General features: G+C 72.0%; 18 protein-coding genes. 10 read left to right on the top strand and 8 right to left on the bottom strand.

The window, feature by feature from the left end; translation table 11 throughout:
- Positions 1 to 111 precede the first annotated feature (111 nt).
- Positions 112 to 1080 (top strand): SDR family NAD(P)-dependent oxidoreductase, encoded by a 969-nt coding sequence (locus ACFQ2V_RS09255; protein ID WP_386052388.1) that lies wholly within the window; start codon positions 112 to 114, stop codon positions 1078 to 1080.
- 29 nt (positions 1081 to 1109) lie between these two features.
- Here ACFQ2V_RS09255 and ACFQ2V_RS09250 read toward each other — a convergent pair whose 3' ends face one another.
- The 4 genes from ACFQ2V_RS09250 to ACFQ2V_RS09235 all read right to left on the bottom strand — a co-directional run bounded on the left by ACFQ2V_RS09250 (position 1110) and on the right by ACFQ2V_RS09235 (position 6409).
- Positions 1110 to 2669 (bottom strand): hypothetical protein, encoded by a 1560-nt coding sequence (locus tag ACFQ2V_RS09250; RefSeq protein ID WP_386052387.1) that lies wholly within the window; start codon positions 2667 to 2669, stop codon positions 1110 to 1112.
- The gene (locus ACFQ2V_RS09245) at positions 2666 to 3754 is read right to left on the bottom strand and encodes a mannose-1-phosphate guanylyltransferase (protein ID WP_386052386.1); all 1089 of its coding nucleotides are present in this window, start codon (positions 3752 to 3754) and stop codon (positions 2666 to 2668) included. The genes ACFQ2V_RS09250 and ACFQ2V_RS09245 overlap by 4 nt, the downstream gene beginning before the upstream one ends.
- Positions 3755 to 3854: 100 nt before the next feature.
- The gene (locus ACFQ2V_RS09240) at positions 3855 to 5459 is read right to left on the bottom strand and encodes an ABC transporter permease (RefSeq protein ID WP_386052385.1); all 1605 of its coding nucleotides are present in this window, start codon (positions 5457 to 5459) and stop codon (positions 3855 to 3857) included.
- Entirely contained in the window at positions 5456 to 6409 is a 954-nt protein-coding gene (locus ACFQ2V_RS09235) for an ABC transporter ATP-binding protein (RefSeq protein WP_386052384.1), read from the bottom strand. Before ACFQ2V_RS09235 ends, ACFQ2V_RS09240 begins: the two co-directional genes overlap by 4 nt.
- Before the next feature lie 154 nt (positions 6410 to 6563).
- Between ACFQ2V_RS09235 and ACFQ2V_RS09230 the strand changes: the two genes are divergently transcribed.
- Together ACFQ2V_RS09230 and ACFQ2V_RS09225 are read left to right on the top strand one after the other, a co-directional pair.
- A complete protein-coding gene (locus tag ACFQ2V_RS09230; RefSeq protein WP_386052383.1) occupies positions 6564 to 7037 on the top strand; it encodes a GbsR/MarR family transcriptional regulator in 474 nt (157 codons plus the stop codon).
- A 126-nt stretch (positions 7038 to 7163) separates the two neighbouring features.
- Complete coding sequence (locus ACFQ2V_RS09225) at positions 7164 to 8756, top strand: acyl-CoA mutase large subunit family protein (protein ID WP_386052382.1); 1593 nt, start codon at positions 7164 to 7166, stop codon at positions 8754 to 8756.
- A gap of 62 nt (positions 8757 to 8818) precedes the next feature.
- Here ACFQ2V_RS09225 and ACFQ2V_RS09220 read toward each other — a convergent pair whose 3' ends face one another.
- From ACFQ2V_RS09220 to ACFQ2V_RS09205, 4 genes are read right to left on the bottom strand one after another with little or no spacing between them, the layout of a single operon-like run.
- Positions 8819 to 9271 (bottom strand): PfkB family carbohydrate kinase, encoded by a 453-nt coding sequence (locus ACFQ2V_RS09220; RefSeq protein WP_386052381.1) that lies wholly within the window; start codon positions 9269 to 9271, stop codon positions 8819 to 8821.
- A gap of 8 nt (positions 9272 to 9279) precedes the next feature.
- Entirely contained in the window at positions 9280 to 9696 is a 417-nt protein-coding gene (locus ACFQ2V_RS09215) for a carbohydrate kinase family protein (RefSeq protein WP_386052380.1), read from the bottom strand.
- Positions 9693 to 10655, bottom strand: a complete 963-nt coding sequence (locus ACFQ2V_RS09210; RefSeq protein ID WP_386052379.1) for a pseudouridine-5'-phosphate glycosidase — start codon at positions 10653 to 10655, stop codon at positions 9693 to 9695. The genes ACFQ2V_RS09215 and ACFQ2V_RS09210 overlap by 4 nt, the downstream gene beginning before the upstream one ends.
- A gap of 10 nt (positions 10656 to 10665) precedes the next feature.
- On the bottom strand, positions 10666 to 11412 hold the full coding sequence (locus ACFQ2V_RS09205; RefSeq protein WP_386052378.1) for a (2Fe-2S)-binding protein: 747 nt from the start codon (positions 11410 to 11412) through the stop codon (positions 10666 to 10668).
- A 67-nt stretch (positions 11413 to 11479) separates the two neighbouring features.
- On the opposite strand from ACFQ2V_RS09205, the gene ACFQ2V_RS09200 reads away from it, so the two are divergent.
- The 7 genes from ACFQ2V_RS09200 to ACFQ2V_RS09170 all read left to right on the top strand — a co-directional run bounded on the left by ACFQ2V_RS09200 (position 11480) and on the right by ACFQ2V_RS09170 (position 19715).
- Positions 11480 to 12739, top strand: a complete 1260-nt coding sequence (locus tag ACFQ2V_RS09200; protein WP_386052377.1) for an amidohydrolase — start codon at positions 11480 to 11482, stop codon at positions 12737 to 12739.
- A gap of 111 nt (positions 12740 to 12850) precedes the next feature.
- Positions 12851 to 13933 carry a BMP family ABC transporter substrate-binding protein gene (locus tag ACFQ2V_RS09195; protein ID WP_386052376.1) on the top strand — a complete coding sequence of 361 codons (1083 nt, stop codon included), beginning with the start codon at positions 12851 to 12853 and terminating at the stop codon, positions 13931 to 13933.
- A 158-nt stretch (positions 13934 to 14091) separates the two neighbouring features.
- On the top strand, positions 14092 to 15282 hold the full coding sequence (locus ACFQ2V_RS09190; protein WP_386052375.1) for an ABC transporter permease: 1191 nt from the start codon (positions 14092 to 14094) through the stop codon (positions 15280 to 15282).
- A 1-nt stretch (position 15283) separates the two neighbouring features.
- Positions 15284 to 16273, top strand: coding sequence for an ABC transporter permease (locus ACFQ2V_RS09185; protein ID WP_386052374.1), 990 nt, complete (start codon positions 15284 to 15286; stop codon positions 16271 to 16273).
- The gene (locus ACFQ2V_RS09180) at positions 16270 to 17847 is read left to right on the top strand and encodes an ABC transporter ATP-binding protein (protein WP_386052373.1); all 1578 of its coding nucleotides are present in this window, start codon (positions 16270 to 16272) and stop codon (positions 17845 to 17847) included. Before ACFQ2V_RS09185 ends, ACFQ2V_RS09180 begins: the two co-directional genes overlap by 4 nt.
- Positions 17848 to 17856: 9 nt before the next feature.
- Positions 17857 to 18375 carry a cytidine deaminase gene (locus tag ACFQ2V_RS09175; RefSeq protein ID WP_386052372.1) on the top strand — a complete coding sequence of 173 codons (519 nt, stop codon included), beginning with the start codon at positions 17857 to 17859 and terminating at the stop codon, positions 18373 to 18375.
- 50 nt (positions 18376 to 18425) lie between these two features.
- On the top strand, positions 18426 to 19715 hold the full coding sequence (locus ACFQ2V_RS09170; protein ID WP_386052371.1) for a thymidine phosphorylase: 1290 nt from the start codon (positions 18426 to 18428) through the stop codon (positions 19713 to 19715).
- Positions 19716 to 20091 lie beyond the last annotated feature (376 nt).

Here is a 20091-nt window from a genome sequence, read left to right as displayed (position 1 = left end):
GCTCGGGGTGTGTCCGGTGACGTGCCGGTGACAGCCTCGTGCACACCCGCACCCGTGCCCACCCGCGACGACGTGTGACGACTCGTGACGACTCGTGCCTAGGGTGGGCGCATGGTGCTCGATCACGTCGCGGCGGCGGCCGACTGGCTGATGGACAAGTCGCTGGTGCTCGGCTACACGAGGATCGGCCCCGCGGTGCGGCGTGCCTGGTGGCCGCACGACCCGGCCCCGCGCGCGCTCGTCGGGCGCCACGTCCTCGTCACCGGCGCCAGCGGGGGCCTGGGCCTCGCTACCGCACGCGGGCTCGCCCGTCTCGGCGCGACGGTCCACCTCACCGGCCGCCACGCCGGGCGCCTCGACGCCGCCCGGGCGTCGCTCCTCGACGCGGAGCCGCTCGCGGAGGTGGTGGTGCACGTCGCCGACGTGAGCGACCTCGCGGGCACGGCGCGCTTCGCGCACGATCTGATGACAGACGTGCCCCGCCTCCACGCCCTCGTCCACAACGCCGGCGTGATGCCCCAGCGGCGCACCACGACCCCCGAGGGGCACGAGCTGGCGCTCGCCACCCACGTGCTCGGTCCGCACGTGCTGACCCAGGCCCTGCGCCCGGCGCTCTCCGACGGCCGGGTCGTGGTCGTGACCTCGGGTGGCGCCTACGGGCAGCGGCTCGACGCCGCCGACCCCGAGTACACGCAGGGTGACTACTCCGGGGTGACGGCCTACGCGCGCACCAAGCGGATGCAGCTGGTGCTCACCGGGCTGTGGGCGGGCGACCTTGCGGCAGAAGGCATCCGCGTCCACTCCATGCATCCGGGCTGGGCGGCGACACCGGGTGTCACGGAGTCGCTGCCTCGCTTCGCGGCGCTCACGGGGCCGCTGCTGCGAGACGCCGACTCGGGGGCCGACACCGCGGTGTGGCTCGTGGCCACGTCCGATCCCATCGGCACCGGTGGCTTCTGGCACGACCGGCGACGGCGCCCCACGCACTACGCCCCCGTGGGAGTCGAGACGCACGAGCAGGTCGAGCAGTTCAGGGAGTTCGTGACCGAGGCGACCCGGGAGGCGCTCTCCGCGTCGTGACCCGCCGCGGCGGCCCACCTCCGCGCGTGTCAGCCGGCGCGCCTCACGCAGACCTGCGCCCCCGTCGACCGCAGGCAGTCGTAGCTGGCCGCCACGAGCCCCCGGACCCGCGCGACGTACGAGTTCCAGTCGGGTGCGCCTTCCTCGGGGCGCAAGGAGTCGTCGACGATGATCGCGTCGGCGCTCGGAAGGCACGTGGCGGTCTCGTCGAGGATGTCAGCGGGCTCGATGGAGTACTGGTGGAAGCGGGGGCATGCGAGCTCGAGGCCTCGCAGCCCGAGGGCGTGCGCGCTGGTGTCGTTCGACCCGGCCCGGGCATAGGTGCGCACCTGTGGCAGCGAGCGCAACGCGGTGCTCGCAGGCGACTCGTGCGCGAGGGCGGCCAGGGCCCGGGGCGCGCTCCGGGCCGCCTGCACGTAGAAGGTGGGGTGGAGAGCGCCGCCGAGGGCGTACGCGGTGACGAGCACCGCAGCCAGGGGAGCGAGTGTTCCCCCGCGCCTCGCACCGCCGGGTGTCCGGTGGGCGACCGACGTGTTCAGCCGGGTCGCGGCGAGCACGAGCGCCGTCACGGCGGGGACACCCAGGGTCTGCCCGTGGTGCGGCCAGGTGGCTGTGGCGGCGAGGACCACGAGGCTCGCGACCAGGGTGCTCACCACGAGCCACCCAAGCAGGGGCGCGACCCCCAGGTCGGCTCCCGTGCCGTCGGACGAACGTGGGGCCTGCTCCCTCCAGGCCGGGACCCCGGCCAGGACGACGACCGCCACGACGGCGACCACGACGACGAGGGCGGTCCTGGGAGAGCCTTCGGGGAAGGCCCGCAGCAGGTGCCCCACGGGGCCGCCGTAGCGTGAGGAGAAGAGCTCGCCGTCGGCGTACAGCAGGTTGGCCCTGAGGTTGAGGACCCACCCACCGAGCTCGTCACGCACGGTGAGCACCCCGATCCCCGTCCCCAGGGCAGCCAGCCCTCCGAGGGCGGCACGGACGCCCCCCGACACCGACCGGTGGTGCCAGGCACACGTGAGCAGCCCGACGACCGCGACGGGGGCGAGGGTGATCTTCGTCAGCAGGATGATCGCGGTGACTGCTCCGGCGAGCACCCAACGGCGGCGGACGGCTGCTGCCACCGCGCCGAGGGTGAGGGCGACGCCGGGCAGGTGCGTCATCCCGGGGACGTAGGCCGGCCCGGTCAGCACGACCGGGGTGAGGGCGGCGAGCAGGGCGGCCCGGGACCGGCCGAGTCCGGCTGTCCGCGACAGCGACCAGGCCGCGGCGCAGGCGACCAGCGCCCAGAGGATCTCGACGGCGTAGTCGGCGAGCGGTGAGACGAGCCGCCCGAGGGCCAGGGCGTAGTAGAAGACGGGGTCCTTGTTGTCCCAGACGTCGGTGTAGAGGCGGTCGCCGCCCAGCAGGCGCTCGGCCACGCTGGCGTAGGTGCCGTGGTCGTCTCCCTGCGGGCTCGGCACGAGGCGCGCCGCGCTGAGGCCCGTCGCGACGAGCGCGGCCAGCGTCATGCACGTCGTGGACAGGACCCCCTGGCCGCCGAACCCCGTGGAGCGTGCCCCCTCCGGGCCCGGAGGCGAGGAGGTCACGTCAGCTCGGTGCGGTTCTGGGCCGTCAGCATCTCGACGACCTTCTTGACGTCCTGGGCGCGGTCGGGACGCGTGATGAGCAACGCGTCCTGGGTGTCGACGACGACGAGGTCGTCGACGCCGATGAGCGCCACGAGACGTCCGCCGGTGGCCACCATCGCCGTCGAGTCGATCGCGATGACGTCGTCCTCGGGGCCGATCGCGGTGATGCCGGGAAGGGCGGTGGACTCGGCGACCAGGCGGGTCAGCGACGCGAAGTCACCGACGTCGTCCCAGCCGAACGAGGCCGGCACGACCGCCACCCGCCCGGCGGCTGCGGCAGGCTCTGCCACGGCGTGGTCGATCGCGATCTTCTGGAGCGACGGCCACAGGTCGCGCATCCGGCGCGGATCCGCGGCGATGATGCGAAGGCTGTCGACCATGTCGGCGTGGTCGACGGCGAGCAGCTCGAGAAGGGTCGTGGCACCGACGACGAACATGCCTGCGTTCCAACGGTATTCGCCGGTAGTGAGGTAGCGGGTGGCCGTCTCTCGGTCGGGCTTCTCGACGAACTCCTCGACGCGGCGGGCGCTCGGCGCCTCGTCGACGCCGAGGGACTCGCCCAGCCTGACGTAGCCGAAGGCCGTCGAGGGCTCGGTCGGCTCGACGCCGATCGTCACGAGCTCGCCGCGCCGGGCGAGGGCCGCGGCCTCCGTGACGGCACGGTGGAACGCGTCGGTGTCCCTGACGACGTGGTCGGCCGCGAACGAGCCGAGCACCGCCTCGGGGTCGCGCCGCTCGAGGATCGCGGCCGCGAGCCCGATGGCGGGCATGGAGTCGCGCGGCGAGGGCTCGGCCACGACCGCGTCGTAGCCGAGCATCGGCAGCTGCCGCCGCACCGCGTCCTCGTGCGCGGCGCCCGTCACCACGATGATGCGGTCACCGACGAGCGGCGAGAGGCGGCCCCACGTCTCGCGCAGGAGCGACTGGCCCGATCCGGTGAGGTCGTGCAGGAACTTGGGGGAGTGGCGGCGCGAGATCGGCCAGAGCCGGGTGCCGGACCCCCCAGCGGGGATCACGGCCCAGAGCCCGGGGATGGCGGTCATGCGCACACCGTACCGATGGGTGGCCGCGGCTCCTGTCGAACCGCCGCGACTGCCAGGTGGCGTGCGGTCGAGCCGCGCGGCATACGCCCGGTCGCGTGCGTCAGGCGGGGATGTCGCGCCGGCGCAGGCCTCCCAGCCCCACCGCCGCCACGGCTGCGGCCGCGACGACGAGCAGGACGAGCGGCAGGAGCCGGCCGTCCTCGGCCGGCATCGAGGGCACGTGGCCGAAGGGGGAGAGGTTCATCATCCAGTCGGGCAGCCCGAGCACGGGCACCAGCTCGCTCAGGAGCAGGAAGGTGATGAGCGCCGCCCAGGCCAGGCCGGTCAGGCGTGGCACGAGCCCGACGAGCAGCAGGGCGACGGCCACGCAGACCCAGATCGCGGGCACCGTTGCCAGGGCAGCCGGGACCAGCCTGCCGACCGAACCAGCGACGTCTCCGGAACGCTGCCCGTCGGCAGCCCCCGCGACGAGGCCGACGAGGGCCATGACGACCGCGGTCGAGACGAGAGCGAGGGCGAGGTGCGAGGCAGCCCAGCCGATGCGGGACGTCGTGGTGAGCAGCACCTCGGCGCGCAGCGAGGTCTCCTCGGTGCGCAGCCGGGTCACGATCGAGATGCCCAGGGCCGCGACCGCGATGGCGATGATGTGCAGCTCGGTGGTGAAGAAGATGTCGATGAGCTCCACCTGGCCGCCTGCCGCCCCCGAGAGCTTGCGCAGCAGGTCGAGGGTGGTGTCGGAGCTGCTGAGCGACCCGAGGTTCGCGGCGATGGAGCCGACGACCGACCCGATGACGACGGCGCTGACGCCCCAGCCGATGAGGGTGCCGCGCGCCAGCCTCGCCGTCAGCGCGCCGACGCTGCCCATCGAGCCGCGTGCGCTGCCGGGCCGGCTGGGCAGCAGGCCCGCCCCCAGGTCGCGACGCTCCTGCAGCCGGTAGGCGAGGGCGACGAGCAGGACGAAGGCGGTGAGGCCGACCCAGAAGGGCCACAGCCGGTCGTCACCGTAGGGGGAGACCTTCTGCCCCCAGCCCAGGGGCGAGAGCCACGACAGGAAGCGGGCCGGGTTGTCGTCGCCGGCGGTGTCACCGAGGGCGCGCAGCAGGAAGGCCGCACCGAGGGCTCCGAGCGAGATGGCGGCCGTGCCGCGGGTCGTCTCGGTGAGCTGGGCCGCCACCGCGGTGATCCCGACCCACGCGAGGCCCATGACGAGCCAGCAGACGCCGAAGGCGAACGAGCCGCGGCCGTCGAGCCCCACGGCGGCGAGCGCCCCTGCGGTGAGCGCCGCGGTCGCGACCACCGTGGCGGTGCCCAGCAGGATCGCGGCCGTCAGGGGAGAGCGGCGCTCGATGGCGCCGGCGCCGAGCAGCTCGAGACGGCCCGACTCCTCCTCGGTGCGGGTGTGCCTCCGGACGACGATGTACGCGAGCAGGCACACGAACACGCCGCCGAGCAGCACGCTCTTGAAGACGGCGAAGGAGTCGAGCGTGAGGCTCGTCATGGGGCCGTAGAGCGCGACGCTCGCCGGGTTGGCGACCAGCGGCCGGATGATCTCCAGTGCACCGGTCAGGCTGGGGTAGAGGTCGATCGTCGCCTGTGCCGAGCCGGCGGCGAAGGCCACGAGGGCGAGGACGCTGACGGGGATGAGCACCCGGTCGCGGCGAGACGCGAGGCGCACCAGCGACCCGGTGCCGGCGAACGTGCTCATCGGGTCGTCGCCGCCTCGGCGGTGGAGCCGGAGCTGGTCGAGCCGTTCTGCGCCGCAACGGGGTTCGTGCGGTACTGGTCCATGAACAGCTCCTCGAGCGTCGGGGGCGCGCTGGTCAGTGTCCGGATGCCGTGCCGCCCGAGCAACGCGAGCAGGTCGCCGAGGTGCTGCGTCTCCACGGCGCAGACGACGCGGTGGTCGGTGACGGAGACGTCGGCGAGTCCCGGCACCGTGTGCAGCTGCTCCGCGGTGAGGGGCCGCTCGAGCGTGGCGTCGACGGTGGTCCGCGAGAGGTGCCGCAGCTGCTCGAGCGTGCCGGACTCGACGTTGCGTCCCTCGCGGATGATGCTCACCCGGTCGCACAGGGACTCGACCTCGCTGAGGATGTGGCTCGAGAGCAGGATGGTCGTTCCCTGCTGGCGGCGCTCGCGGGCGGCCTCCTTGAACACGGCCTCCATGAGCGGGTCGAGGCCCGAGGTGGGCTCGTCGAGGATGAGCAGCTCGACGTCCGACGAGAGGGCCGCGACGAGGGCGACCTTCTGCCGGTTTCCCTTCGAGTAGGAACGGCCCTTCTTCGTCGGGTCGAGCGAGAAGCGCTCGAGCAGCTCGGCGCGGCGCTGCTCGTTGAGGCCGCCGCGCAGCTTGCCGAGCAGGTCGATCACCTCGCCTCCGGTGAGGTTGGGCCAGAGGGCGACGTCGCCGGGCACGTAGGCGAGCCGGCGGTGCAGCGACTCGACCTCGCGCCACGGGTCGCCGCCGAGCAGGGTGGCGGTGCCGCCGTCGGAGCGGAGCAGTCCGAGCAGGATGCGGATCGTCGTCGACTTTCCCGCACCGTTCGGGCCGAGGAAGCCGTGGATCTCGCCGGTCGACACCTCCAGGTCGAGCCCGTCGAGGGCAACCGTGCGGCCGAACGTCTTGCGCAGGTCGTGGACCTGGATCGCGGAGCTCATGTCATCGACAATACACATCATTCACGATTTACTGAATGTTATGACGGGTGGGTAGGGTCTCCGGCAGGGGGTGCCGCACCGAGGCCCCGCGACCGGGAGAGGTGGTGCAGGGCTGATGACGAAGGCGCCAGGGGCGACCCGTGACGATCGAGCCGTGTCGACGTACGTCGAGCGCTTCGGCGACACGCTCACCGACGCCGGGATGCCCCGCCTCGCCGCCCGGGTCTTCGCGCAGCTGCTCGCCGACGAGGACGGTCGGATGACCGCCGCCGAGCTCACCGAAGCCCTCGACGTCAGCCCCGCCGCGATCTCCGGGGCGGTCCGCTACCTCACCCAGACGTACATGATCGGCAAGGAGCGCGAGCGTGGCTCGCGCCGCGACGTCTACGTCGTGCAGGCCGACGCCTGGCACGGCGCGATGCTCTCGCGGGACCGCGTCCTCGCGCAGATCGAGACGAGCCTGCGGGCCGGGGTGCCCGCCGTCGGTGGCCTCGCGACACCGGCAGGGCGCCGGCTCCAGCTCTCGGTCGCCTTCCTCGAGTTCCTCGGTGAGCGACTCGGCGCGCTCGAGGGCGAGTGGGACGAGTACAAGGCCACCATCACCCGCGGCTGGCCCGACGACGCCTGACCCCGGGCGGGGCGGGGCGGCGCAGGCTCGCGTCGCCGGACGGCATACGTCGTCGGTGGCGTGAGATCGGCGACGTTCGTCACGGCCGCGACAGCGGGCGGCCCGGGCGCCGATACGCTCGGGACCATGGCTGACAGCACTGGCGCGCGCTCCGAGTCCGACCTGCCCATCGAGCCCGTCTACGACGCCTCGGCGCTCGCCGGCTTCGACCCGGAGGCCAAGCTCGGCGCGCCCGGCAGCTACCCCTTCACCCGCGGCGTCTACCCGTCGATGTACACGGGGCGCCCGTGGACGATGCGCCAGTACGCCGGGTTCGGCACCGCGAAGGAGAGCAACGAGCGCTACCACCAGCTGGTCAAGGCCGGCACCGGTGGTCTGTCGGTCGCGTTCGACCTGCCGACCCAGATGGGCTACGACTCCGACGAGCCGATCGCGCACGGCGAGGTCGGCAAGGTCGGCGTCGCGATCGACAGCCTCGACGACATGCGCACCCTGTTCGACGGGCTGCCGCTCGACAAGATCTCGACCTCGATGACCATCAACGCGCCCGGTTCGACGCTGCTGCTGCTCTACCAGCTCGTCGCCGAGGAGCAGGGGGTCGGCGGCGACCAGCTGACCGGCACGATCCAGAACGACGTGCTCAAGGAGTACATCGCCCGCGGGACCTACATCTACCCGCCGCGAGAGTCGCTGCGCCTGATCGCCGACGTGTTCGCCTACTGCCACAAGGAGATGCCGCGCTGGAACACCATCTCCATCAGCGGCTACCACATGGCCGAGGCCGGGGCCACGCCCGTGCAGGAGATCGCGTTCACCCTCGCCAACGCCATCGAGTACGTCCGGGCCGCGCAGGCCGCAGGCCTCGACGTCGACGACTTCGCGCCGCGCCTCTCCTTCTTCTTCGTCGCCCGCACGACCCTGATCGAGGAGGTCGCGAAGTTCCGTGCCGCCCGGCGCATCTGGGCCCGCATCATGAAGGAGGACTTCGGCGCGCAGAACCCGAAGTCGATGATGCTGCGGTTCCACACCCAGACCGCCGGCGTGCAGCTGACCGCGCAGCAGCCCGAGGTCAACCTCGTCCGCGTCGCCCTCCAGGGTCTCGGCGCCGTGCTCGGCGGCACGCAGTCGCTGCACACCAACAGCTTCGACGAGGCGATCGCGCTGCCGACGGAGAAGGCGGCTCGCCTCGCCCTGCGCACCCAGCAGGTCATCGCCTACGAGACCGACGTGACGAAGACCGTTGACCCCTTTGCCGGCTCGTACGTCGTCGAGTCGATGACCGACGAGATCGAGGCCGCTGCCGTCGCCCTGATCCAGGCCGTCGAGGACAGGGGCGGCGCTGTCGCGGCGATCGAGCAGGGCTTCCAGAAGTCCGAGATCGAGCGCTCCGCCTACCGCGTCCAGCTCGAGATCGACGGCGGCGAGCGCACCGTCGTCGGCGTCAACAGGTACACCGTCGACGTCGAGGACAAGTACGAGCCGCTGCGCGTCGACCCCACCATCGAGGCCGACCAGCGCGCCCGCCTCGAGGCCCTGCGCGCCGACCGTGACCAGGCCGCCGTCGACGCCGCCCTGGCCCGCCTGCAGGACGCCGCCCGCGGCACCGACAACGTGCTCTACCCGATGAAGGAGGCCCTCGCGGCCCGCGCCACCGGCGGCGAGGTCGCCCACGCCCTGCGAGAGGTCTGGGGCACCTACCAGCCCCGCGAGACCTTCTGACTCACGCGTACACCACGCGGCGGCCCACCTGAGCGGCACGGCGACCCCAGGGCGTATGCCGTCTAGCGGGGTCGGGCGCCCACCCGCGCCGCCGCGGCGCTACCGGCCGCCACCCCGCCCCGTAGGGCAGACGCGCGGTCCTCGCCGCGCAGCCAGGCCGACAGCAGCCCGGCGTTGAAGGCGTCGCCGCAGCCGGTGGCGTCGACGTTCTCGACGACCGGCGCCTCGGCGCTCTCGTCGACGCCGTCCCCGACCCACCGCGCCCCGGAGGCCCCGTAGGTGGCGACGACCTCCCTCGTGTGCTCGAGGATGGCGCGCATCCCACCGAGCGCCGCGACCTCGTTCTCGTTGGGGAGCAGCAGGTCCACGCCCGACACCCACGACAGGAACGTGTCGGCCCCCTCGCGGTCGATGAGGGCCGGCGACTGCGGGTCGACGGACGTCGACCATCCCAGCTCACGCGCCTGCCGCAGCGACTCGAGCCCGGCGGCCCGCGACCCGGCGTCGAAGAGCACGTAGCCGCTCAGGTGCAGGTGGGGTCGCGGCAGGGAGGGAGGCGGAGCCCGGCCAGGTCGACGTCGTCGACGGAGAACGCCTTGTTGGCGCCGCGGTCGGGGAACATCGTGCGGTCGCCGTGGGCGTCGAGCAGGATCACGACCATGCACGTCGGCAGGGCCGGGTCGACGGCGAAGGCGCACGTCACCCCGGCGGCCTCCAGCTCGCGCCGGCAGGTGGATCCCGCGGCGTCCGAACCGATGCGCGCGACCAGCGTCACCGACGCTCCGAGCCCCGCGAGCCATGAGGCCGAGTTGCCACCGGCGCCCCCGGGCACGAGCGCGACCGCGGACGGCGTGTCGGAGTGCCACTGGATGTCGCCCGAGGGACGCGTGATCACGTCGAGCCCGACGTCGCCGACGACGACGACGGGACGAGTGCTCATGCCTGCCGGGCCAGTTCGCCGCTGGCAGAGCGGCGGGCGACCTCGGCCGCGACCTCCCCGGCCAGCCGCGCGTTGGCCAGCACGAGCTCGACGTTGGCCCGCAGCGACTCCCCGCCCGAGCTGTCGTGGAAGAACTCGAGCAGCCGTGGCGTCACGTCCTTGCCGTGGACGCCCTCTCGCTCCAGCAGCGCCAGCCCTTCGGCGACGAGCCGGTCGTGCAGCTGCCGGTCGACCTGCCGGTCGGCGGGCAACGGGTTCGCCAGGACGACGCCGGCGGAGTCCGTGCCCAGCCGGTCGCGCGTGACCACCACGCGCGCCGCCTCCTCCGCGGACTCCACCCGCCACGGCACCGAGTGCCCCGAGTCCGACAGGTAGAAGCCGGGGAAGGCGTCCGTGCGGTAGCCGAGCACCGGCACCGACAGCGTCTCGAGGGTCTCGAGGGTGCCGGCGACGTCGAGGATCGACTTCACGCCCGCGCACACGACGAGGACGGGTGTGGACGCGATGACGCCGAGGTCCGCCGACACGTCGAAGGTCTCGGAGGCGCCCCGGTGCACGCCGCCCAGACCACCGGTCGCGAAGACGCGGATGCCGGCGAGGTGCGCCAGCGCAGAGGTCGACGCCACGGTCGTCGCACCCGAACGCCCGAGTGCCGCGGCGACGCCCACGTCGCGGACCGACAGCTTCGCGATCTCGGGGTCGGTGCAGACGCGCTCGACCTGGGTGGCGCCGAGGCCGACGTGCACCGTGCCGTCGAGCACCGCGATCGTGGCGGGCACCGAGCCGCCGGCGCGCACGGCGTCCTCGATCTGCCCGGCGATCTCGACGTTGTCGGGGTGCGGGAGCCCGTGGGCCAGGATCGTCGACTCGAGGGCGACGACGCCGACGCCGGCGTCCAGGGCGTCGCGCACGTCCTCGTGCACGACGACGAGCTCCGACGGGGGCAGGTGCGCAGACATGGCGGACACCCTAGTTCCGCACGACGCCGCGCCCGCTCCTGGGGCAGGCCGCGCACTCGCGCATCCCGGGCAGCGCGTAGATGAAGCAGCACGAGACCCGTGCGGGCTCCGGCCCGACGTCCTCGCCGGCCGCCCCGCGGGCGAGCCGCACCGCCGTGTCCCACATGTCCGACACGACCCCCCACCGCTGGCGCGTGCCCATCCGCACCTCGGGGGCGTACGCCGCCACGACCTCCGAGACGAGCCCCAGGTATGCCGTGTGGCCGAGCTCCAGACGCCGTGCCCGGTCGGGCTCTGCGGCGAGCGAGGCCCGGCCCGGGTCGACCACGACCCGCTGCGGGTTGAGCCCGCCCGCGAGCTCGAAACCGAGCCCGTCAGGCGAGGGCGCGAGCACCCACGGGCCGAGCACGGCGGCATACGCGATCGGGGTGGCGGCGACCTCGCACCACCACTGCAGCACGAAGGCGGCCGGTACGTGAGGCCGCACGGCGACGGCGTGCCGCTGTGACATCTGCCCACGCAGCGCGTCGCGCCACGGCCGCAGCGGGTCCGACCCGGCGCGCACGTGGGCGAGCACGTCGGCGAACCAGACCGTCGCGGGGGAGCGCTCGCAGGTGGCGGTCAGGAAGGGAAGCGCGCCGTCGACCCGGCCGACGACGTGCCGCACGGCGTCGGCGCCCGACGGACCCCCGACGCGCTCGCGGGCTGCACCACCCTCCGCACCGGCCTCCGCACCGGCCTCCGCATCCGCGTCCACGCGGCCCTCCCGCCTCGCCGTCGGCCCCTCTCGGCAAGGACCGCGCCCATCCTCTCGCTAGAATCCCGTGCTCGTGACCGACCGCTCCCTCTCGCTGCCCTTCGAGGCTGTCGCCCGAACCGTCCAGCAGCATGCCCAGGAGCTCGTCACGATCCGTCGAGACCTCCACACCCACCCCGAGCTCGGCCGCGGCGAGGTGCGCACCACCGCCGTGGTCGCCGAGCGGCTCGAGCGCGCCGGCATCGACGTGCGACGGCTGCGCGGCACCGGGCTCGTCGCCGACCTCGGCTCGCCCCAGCCCCGGCACCGCATCGCGCTGCGTGCCGACCTCGACGCCCTGCCGATCCGCGAGCAGACCGGCCTCGAGTTCGCGTCGCAGACCGACGGCGTCAGCCACTCGTGCGGGCACGACGTGCACACGAGCGCGCTGCTCGGCGCGGCGCTCGCCCTCAAGGCGACCGAGCGCCGGCTCGTCGACGCCGGCATCGGCGCGCGCCTCGTCTTCCAGCCCGCCGAGGAGCTCATGCCCGGTGGCGCCGAGGACGTCGTGGCGCAGGACGGACTCGTCGGCGTCGACCGCATCTTCGCCCTGCACTGCGACCCCAACCTCGACGCCGGCCAGGTCGGTCTGCGGGTCGGTGCCATCACCGCGGCCGCCGACCAGGTCGAGGTGACCCTGTCGGGCCGCGGCGGCCACACGTCGCGCCCGCACCTGACGCAGGACCTCACGTACGCCCTCGCCAAGGTCGTCACCGACGTGCCGGCCGTGCTCTCGCGCCGTCTCGACCCCCGCGCGGGCGCCGCCCTCGTCTGGGGTTCGATCCACTCCGGTGGCGCCCACAACGTCATCCCCGCGTCGGGCAAGGTGGGGGGCACGCTCCGCATGCTCGACGCCGGCATCTGGGAGGGCGTCGAGCGCCTTCTGGAAGCCGTCGTGCACGAGGTCGTCAAGCCGTATGCCATCCAGGCGGACGTGACGATCACCAAGGGTGTGCCGCCCGTCGTCAACGACGCCGGCTGCATCGACGCCTTCACCGCGGCCGTGACCGGAACCGGCGCGTTCGTGGCGCCGACGCCGCAGTCCCTCGGCGGTGAGGACTTCGCGTGGTACCTCACGCACATCCCCGGCGCCATGGCTCGTCTGGGAACGCGCTCGCCCGGTGGTCCGACGTACGACCTGCACCGCGGCGACCTCGTCATCGACGAGGGAGCGATCGTCGTCGGGGCCCGCACGCTGGCCGGCGTCGTGTTCTCGGCAGCGGCCCGGCTGGCGGGCACCCCGGCTCTCGGCGGCGTCTCTCCGTTGAGTGCGGTCGCGGATCGGTAACACTTCCTGCGACTTGCTCGGAGGCGTGCAGATCCTGTCGTGGCGGGGTCTACAGTTCCGTGCTATCTGGGCCGATGTCGTCGTCGGCCCGACGGACTGAAGGAGAGCGCCTTGCGTTCACATGTGAAGTTGGGTGCGGTCGTCGCGGCCGGACTGGTCGCCGCACTCGCTGGCTGTGGTGGGTCCACCGGCCCGTCCACCGGCTCCGGCGGCGGTGGCGGGGGCACCAACACCGCCGCGTCGGGCGACTGCTCGAGCGCTGAGGTGTTCTGCGTCGGCCTCGTGACCGACGTCGGCAAGGTCGACGACAAGGGCTTCAACCAGGCCGCCTGGGAGGGTGTCGAGCAGGTCAAGGGCGAGCTGGGCGCGCAGACGAAGTTCGTCGAGACGACCGACCCCAAGGACTACGCGAAGAACATCAAGCAGTTCACCGACGCCAAGTACGACGTCATCGTCACCGTCGGCTTCCTCATGGGCGACGCGACGCGCGCCGCCGGCAAGCAGTACCCCAACACGAAGTTCATCGGCTTCGACCAGTTCCAGGCCGACCCGGTCGTCCCGAACGTCACGGGCCTGATCTTCCACGAGGACCAGGCCGGCTACGCCGCTGGCTACCTGGCCGGTCTCATGACCAAGTCGAACAAGATCGGTGTCGTCCTCGGCCAGGAGATCCCGCCGACCCAGGCGTACGCCGCCGGCTACGAGAACGGCGCCAAGGCGTCCAACCCGTCCGTCACGGTCTCGAAGGTCTACCACCCGGCCGGCAACACCGCCTTCAACGACCCCGTGTGGGGTGCCGGTGAGGCCAAGAAGATGCTCGCGCAGGGCGCGGACTTCATCTTCGGCGCCGGTGGCAACACGGGCAACGGCGCGCTCCAGGAGGCCGCGAAGACGGCCGGCGCCGGCGACAAGATCTTCTGTATCGGTGTCGACCTCGACCAGTGGGACACCCTGCCGGCCGCGCACCCGTGCCTCATCACCTCGGCCGAGAAGCACGAGAAGGACGGCATCGGCGAGCTGCTCAAGCAGATCAAGGGCAACACGATCAAGCCGGGCAACTTCTTCGGCACCGCCGGCATCTCGGCCTTCCACGACTTCGACAGCAAGGTCCCGGCCGACGTGAAGACCAAGGTCGCCGACATCGTCAAGAAGCTCGAGGACGGCTCGCAGGCAACGGGCTACAAGGCGGGCTGACCGCAGGCGCATGACCCCTGACGGGGTGGGCACTAGAGTCCCGTCATGACGAAAGTCGAGCGGGTGCTCCACAGGGGCACCCGCTCGACGTCGTTCTGCGCCGGTGGAACGGCGTGCACCACAGACACAGGTCCAGACAAGGAGTCGAGAGGTCCGAGATGGCCGATCTCAGAGATGAGCCGTCAGGCGCCGAGAAGCACGGCGTCGTGACCACGCAGCCGACCGCCGAGGCGACACCGCCGCCGGTCGTGCCCGAACGCGGCGCACCGCCGCCACCCACCGGAGTGCTGGGGCTCCTCGTCCGCGAGCAGTCGATCATCGTGCCGCTGGTGGCCGTGGTCGCGGCGCTCCTCATCGGCGGGATCCTGATCCGCGCCCAGGGCGTCAACCCGACCTACGCGTACCAGACTCTCTTCACCTACTCCTTCCTGACGGCTGACGGCCTCCAGGGCACCTTCGAGAAGATGGTGCCGCTGATCCTCTGTGGTCTGGCGGTCGTCATCCCGCTCCGCGTCGGGCTGTTCAACATCGGCGCGCAGGGCCAGCTCATGGCCGGAGCGATCGCGGCGGCAGCCACCGCGCACGCCGTGCGCGAGGCGCCCGGCGTCATCGTCGCGGTCATCGCGATGGTGGCCGGCATCCTCGCCGGTGCGATGTGGGCCTCGATCGCGGGTGCGCTCAAGGCCAGCCGGGGGGTGCACGAGGTCATCTCGACGATCATGCTCAACTCGATCGCCGCGGGTCTCATCGACTACCTCGTCAACGGACCCCTCAAGGACCCGTCGTCGGCCTACCCGGCCTCCTACCCGGCGCCCGACGCCTCGCGCTTCGTGCCCCTGGGTGTCGTGCCGATCGGCCTGCCGATCGCGCTCGTGCTCGCGGTCCTCGTCGCCTGGATGCTGCGCCGCACCACCCTCGGCTTCCAGTTCGAGACGATCGGCCGCAACCGCCACGCCGCCTCGTACGCCGGCATCAAGCTGAGCGGCATGATCGTCCTCGCGATGGCGATCGCCGGTGGCCTCGCCGGCCTCGCCGGCTCGGTCGAGTACCTCGAGATCGACCCGTACCGCTACCAGGACGGCATCGCCGGCTCGCTCGGCTTCGACGGCATCACGATCGCGCTCCTGGCCCGGTCCAACCCCCTCGGCACGATCCCGGCGGCCCTGCTCGTCGGCGCGCTGCGTGCGGGCTCGTCCAACCTGATGTTCAACACCGGCATCCAGCCGGAGATCGTCGACATGCTGCTCGCGATCACGCTGCTGCTCGTGTCGCTGCCGATCATCGCCAAGCTGCTCTTCCGACGCCACACCGCCAAGTCGTCCGCCCTCGCAAGCAGCTGGGGGTCCTGACATGGAATGGGTCAAGCGCAACCAGGTCACCGTCGGATCGATCGTCGTCCTGCTGGTCGGTGCCTACGTCTTCTACGCGATCAACGACAACATCGCGACGTCGATGTTCAAGGGGGCGTGGTTCTTCGCCGTGCCCCTCGTGCTCGGCGCCCTCACCGGCGTCGTCGGAGAGCGGTCCGGTGTCGTGAACATCGGCATCGAGGGCCAGATGCTCGTCGCGGCCTTCGCGGCCTTCTTCTCCGCGGCCGCGAGCGGTTCGCTCGTCGTCGGCATCCTCGTGGGCATGGTGGCGGGCATCGTCATGGGCGCCTTCCTGGCGCTGACCACGGTCAAGGGCCTGATGGACCAGATCATCGCCGGTGTCGTCATCAACATCGTCGCGACAGGCCTGACGTCCTTCTTCTACCGCCCCGGCAAGGTGCTCGCCTCGAACATGCCGCAGTGGGACATCCCGCTGCTCTCGCAGATCCCGCTCATCGGCGACGTCTTCTTCCAGACCGGCCCGATCGCGCTGTTCGCGCTCCTCTCGGTGCCGGTCGTGCACGTCGCCCTGTTCCGCACCCGGTGGGGCCTGCGCACCCGGTCCATCGGCGAGTACCCCTCGGCCGCCGACACCGCCGGCATCGACGTGATCCGCATGCGGCTCGTCAACGTCACGATCGGCGGCATCTTCGCCGGTGCGGCGGGCGCCTTCCTCTCGATGGAGGCCACGGCCGGCTTCGAGCGCGGCATGACCGCAGGACGAGGCTTCCTCGCCCTCGCCATCCTCATCTTCGGTGGGTGGCGACCGCTCCGCGTCTTCGCGGCAGCGCTCTTCTTCGGCTTCACCAACGCGCTCGCCTCGCAGCTGCAGGGCGTCATCAACATCCCGCAGCAGTTCATCACCCTCCTGCCCTACCTGCTCACCCTGGTCGTCCTGGCGGTCGCCGCCGGCCGCGTCCGGGCACCGGGAGCCGTCGGGCAGCCGTTCGTGAAGGGAGAGGGCTCGTGAGCGAGCAGCCGACCGCAACGGTCCAGCCATCGGCCCAGTCGTCCAGCCGGCCGTCCGTCGAGAACGAGGCGGAGCGACTGCTCGACATCGCCGGGCTCTCGAAGTCCTACGGCACCGTGCGCGCCAACCGCGACATCAGCCTGCACGTCCGGCGAGGCGAGATCGTCGCCCTCCTCGGCGAGAACGGTGCCGGCAAGTCGACTCTGGTCAAGCAGATCTTCGGTCTGGTCAAGCCCGACGAGGGCACGATCACGATCAAGGGTGACTCGTCGCCGGTCAAGGACCCCCGCGACGCCATCCGTCGCGGCATCGGCATGGTCCACCAGCACTTCCAGCTGGTGCCCGTCATGACGGTCGCCGAGAACATGATCCTCGGGCACGAGACGACCAGTCGCGGCGTCCTCGACATCGAGGGTGCACGCAAGCTCGTGCGCGAGCTGTCGGCCAAGCACGGCCTCAAGGTCGACCCCGACGCCGAGATCGAGGACCTCCCCGTCGGCACGCAGCAGCGCGTCGAGATCCTCAAGGCGCTCTCGCGCCGCGTCGACCTGCTCATCCTCGACGAGCCGACCGCGGTGCTCACACCGCAGGAGACCGACGAGCTGCTCTCGGTCATGAAGGAGCTCGCCGTCGGCGGCACCTCGATCGTCTTCATCACCCACAAGCTGCGCGAGGTGCTCGCCGCGGCCGACCGCGTCTACGTGCTGCGTCAGGGCGCCGTCGTCGGCGAGGTCGCGACGGCCGACACCGACGCCCGAGGCCTGGCCACGATGATGGTCGGCCGCGACGTCGTGCTGCGCGTCGACAAGGACGAGGCGAAGCCCGGCGGGGACGTGCTGTCGATCAAGGACCTCGTCGTCCTCGACGACCGCAACCTGCGGGCCGTCGACGGCTTCACGCTCGACGTGCGGGCCGGCGAGATCGTCGGTGTGGCCGGGGTCGAGGGCAACGGCCAGCGTGAGCTCGTCGAGGCGATCGCGGGCATGCGGCCGCCCCAGTCGGGCACCGTCAACCTGCTCGGCAAGGACATCACCAAGGCCAACCCCCGCGACACGCACGTCGCGGGCGTCGGCCACATCCCCGAGGACCGCGAGCGGCACGGCCTCGTCGCCTCCTACTCTCTCGCCGACAACCTCGTGCTCAACCGGTTCTCCGAGAAGCCGTTCGCCAACGGGTTCGTGCGCGACTTCGACGAGGTGCGCAAGAACGCCGAAGGGCTCTTCGAGGAGTTCGACATCCGGGCCGCAGGTGTGGGTGCCCCTGCGGGCTCGCTCTCGGGCGGCAACAAGCAGAAGGTCGTCGTCGCGCGCGAGATGAGCTTCGGGCCCAGGCTGCTCATGGCGGCCCAGCCCACGCGCGGTGTCGACGTCGGTTCCATCGAGTTCATCCACCGCCGCATCGTCGCGGCCCGCGACGAGGGCGCCGCGGTGCTGCTCGTCTCCGCCGAGCTCGACGAGGTGCTGTCGCTCGCCGACCGCATCGCCGTCATCCACGGCGGCAAGGTGGTGGCCGAGATGCCCGGCAGCGACGCCGACCGCACCGAGATCGGCCGGCTCATGGCGGGTGACCACTAGGTGTCACCCGTGTCCGAGGGAGCCGTCCCCGACGCCACCGCACCACGGGCCGCCGAGCCGTATGCCGCCGAGCCCGCCGGGCGGCATACGGCCGGGGCCGCTCCGGCTGGGTCCGACAGCGCACCCGGGCCGCAGGTCGACTGGGAGGGGCTGCGCCTGCGGGCGGTCGAGCTCATGGAGCGCGCCTACGCGCCGTACTCGCACTTCCGGGTCGGCGTCGCGGGTCTCGTGGCCGACGGGCGCGTCGTCGCCGGGTGCAACGTCGAGAACGCCGCCTACGGCGTGACCCTCTGCGCCGAGTGCGGCATGGTCTCCGAGCTGCACGCCACCGGCGGCGGGCTGCTCACCGCCGTCTACTGCGTGGGCGGCGACGGGCAGGCGCTCATGCCCTGCGGTCGGTGCCGCCAGCTGCTGTGGGAGAACGGCGGCCCCGGCTGCCTGCTCATGACGCCTGAGGGAGTGCTGCCCATGTCGGCCGTGCTTCCGCAGGCGTTCGGTCCCGAGAACCTGCGCCACGCCGAGGGCTGAACGGCCCCGCCGGTGGGCCCGTGGATCCGGCGCTGGGACATGATGGTCCGGTGAACGAAGCCTTCGACGCCGTCGACGTCATCTCCGCCAAACGCGACCGGACCGAGCTGTCCGACGCCCAGATCGACTGGGTCATCGACGCCTACACCCGAGGCGTCGTCGCCGAGGAGCAGATGTCCGCCCTCGCGATGGCGATCTACCTCAACGGCATGAACCCCCGCGAGATCGCGCGGTGGGCCGACGCGATGATCCGCTCCGGTGAGCGTCTCGACTTCTCGGGCCTGTCGCGCCCGACCAGCGACAAGCACTCGACCGGGGGGGTGGGCGACAAGATCACCCTCCCCCTCGCCCCGATCGTGGCCGCCTGCGGGGTGGCAGTCCCGCAGCTGTCGGGGCGCGGACTCGGCCACACCGGCGGCACGCTCGACAAGCTCGAGTCGATCCCCGGCTGGCGCGCCGACGTCACGAACGAGCAGATGATGCGCCAGCTCGAGGACGTCGGCGCCGTCATCTGCGCCGCGGGGTCGGGTCTCGCACCCGCCGACAAGAAGCTGTACGCGTTGCGCGACGTCACGGGCACGGTCTCCTGCGTCCCCCTCATCGCAACCTCGATCATGAGCAAGAAGATCGCCGAGGGCACGGGCTCGCTCGTGCTCGACGTCAAGGTCGGCTCAGGGGCGTTCATGAAGGAGCTCGGCCAGGCGCGCGAGCTGGCCGAGACCATGGTGCGTCTGGGCAAGGACGCCGGGGTGCACACCGTCGCGCTGCTCACGAACATGGAGACCCCGCTCGGGCTCACGGCGGGCAACGCCCTCGAGGTGCGCGAGTCGGTCGAGGTGCTGGCGGGCGGCGGACCCGGAGACGTGGTGGAGCTGACCCTCGCCCTGGCCCGCGAGATGGTGGCCGGCGCCGGAAAGGACGACGTCGACCCCGCCGACGTCCTCGCCGACGGCCGCGCCATGGATGTCTGGCGCCGGATGATCCGCGCGCAGGGGGGAGACCCCGACGCAGAGCTCCCGACGGCGAAGGAGACCCACCACCTGCTCGCGCCGGCCGACGGCGTGCTCGTGCAGCTCGACGCCCTCGCGGTGGGGGTGGCCGCCTGGCGCCTCGGCGCCGGCCGCGCGCGCAAGGAGGACCCGGTGCAGGCAGGTGCAGGCGTCGAGCTGCACCACAAGCCCGGGGCGACGGTTCGCGGGGGCGAGCCACTCATGACGCTGCACACCGACGAGCCGGAGCGCTTCGCCCGTGCCCTCGAGGCCCTCGAGGGCGGCTTCACCATCGCCCCCGAGGGCTCGCGTCCCGACCTGCCGCCGATCGTCATCGACCGGGTGTCCTGAGCGACCTTCCAAGGACGTTTCAGCAGGTCAGAGCCCTGAAGGACAGTCAGGGGAGTGGGGCGACGGGCCCGATTATGCGATCCCGGGAGGCCCATGTAATGTTCTCTTCGTCAGCCCGACAGGGAGGAACGGACGCCACCGCGGCGGTGAGAGATCACCCAGCGAAGTTGGCCGGTCCCGGGGCTGGGAAGCATGGTCCGAAGCACTCCGGTTGATCCGGTAGGGTTTCGGTCGGCCCTGGAGCCGGGTTCGAGTGATCGAGCTGGTTGCAGGTTGCTCCGTAGCGTTCGCTTGCGAGCCTGGAGCGGTCCGAGGCACTCTGGTTGATCCGGTAGGCTTCGGGGAGCAGGAACCGCTGATACCAAGCGGGTTGAAT

This window comes from Terrabacter terrigena (genome assembly GCF_042676085.1).
Lineage (GTDB): Bacteria > Actinomycetota > Actinomycetes > Actinomycetales > Dermatophilaceae > Terrabacter > Terrabacter terrigena.
The sequence above is the reverse complement of the archived record's forward strand: the minus strand, read 5'-3'. Positions and strand labels throughout refer to the sequence as shown.

Excerpts from the sequence above, each read along its gene's own strand:
- ACFQ2V_RS09225 (WP_386052382.1), top strand. The coding sequence starts at position 7,164 with ATGGCTGACAGCACTGGCGCGCGCTCCGAGTCCGACCTGCCCATCGAG.
- ACFQ2V_RS09235 (WP_386052384.1), bottom strand. The coding sequence starts at position 6,409 with ATGAGCTCCGCGATCCAGGTCCACGACCTGCGCAAGACGTTCGGCCGC.
- ACFQ2V_RS09240 (WP_386052385.1), bottom strand. The coding sequence starts at position 5,459 with ATGAGCACGTTCGCCGGCACCGGGTCGCTGGTGCGCCTCGCGTCTCGC.
- ACFQ2V_RS09190 (WP_386052375.1), top strand. The coding sequence starts at position 14,092 with ATGGCCGATCTCAGAGATGAGCCGTCAGGCGCCGAGAAGCACGGCGTC.
- ACFQ2V_RS09245 (WP_386052386.1), bottom strand. The coding sequence starts at position 3,754 with ATGACCGCCATCCCCGGGCTCTGGGCCGTGATCCCCGCTGGGGGGTCC.
- ACFQ2V_RS09185 (WP_386052374.1), top strand. The coding sequence starts at position 15,284 with ATGGAATGGGTCAAGCGCAACCAGGTCACCGTCGGATCGATCGTCGTC.
- ACFQ2V_RS09210 (WP_386052379.1), bottom strand. The coding sequence starts at position 10,655 with ATGTCTGCGCACCTGCCCCCGTCGGAGCTCGTCGTCGTGCACGAGGAC.
- ACFQ2V_RS09255 (WP_386052388.1), top strand. The coding sequence starts at position 112 with ATGGTGCTCGATCACGTCGCGGCGGCGGCCGACTGGCTGATGGACAAG.
- ACFQ2V_RS09215 (WP_386052380.1), bottom strand. The coding sequence starts at position 9,696 with ATGAGCACTCGTCCCGTCGTCGTCGTCGGCGACGTCGGGCTCGACGTG.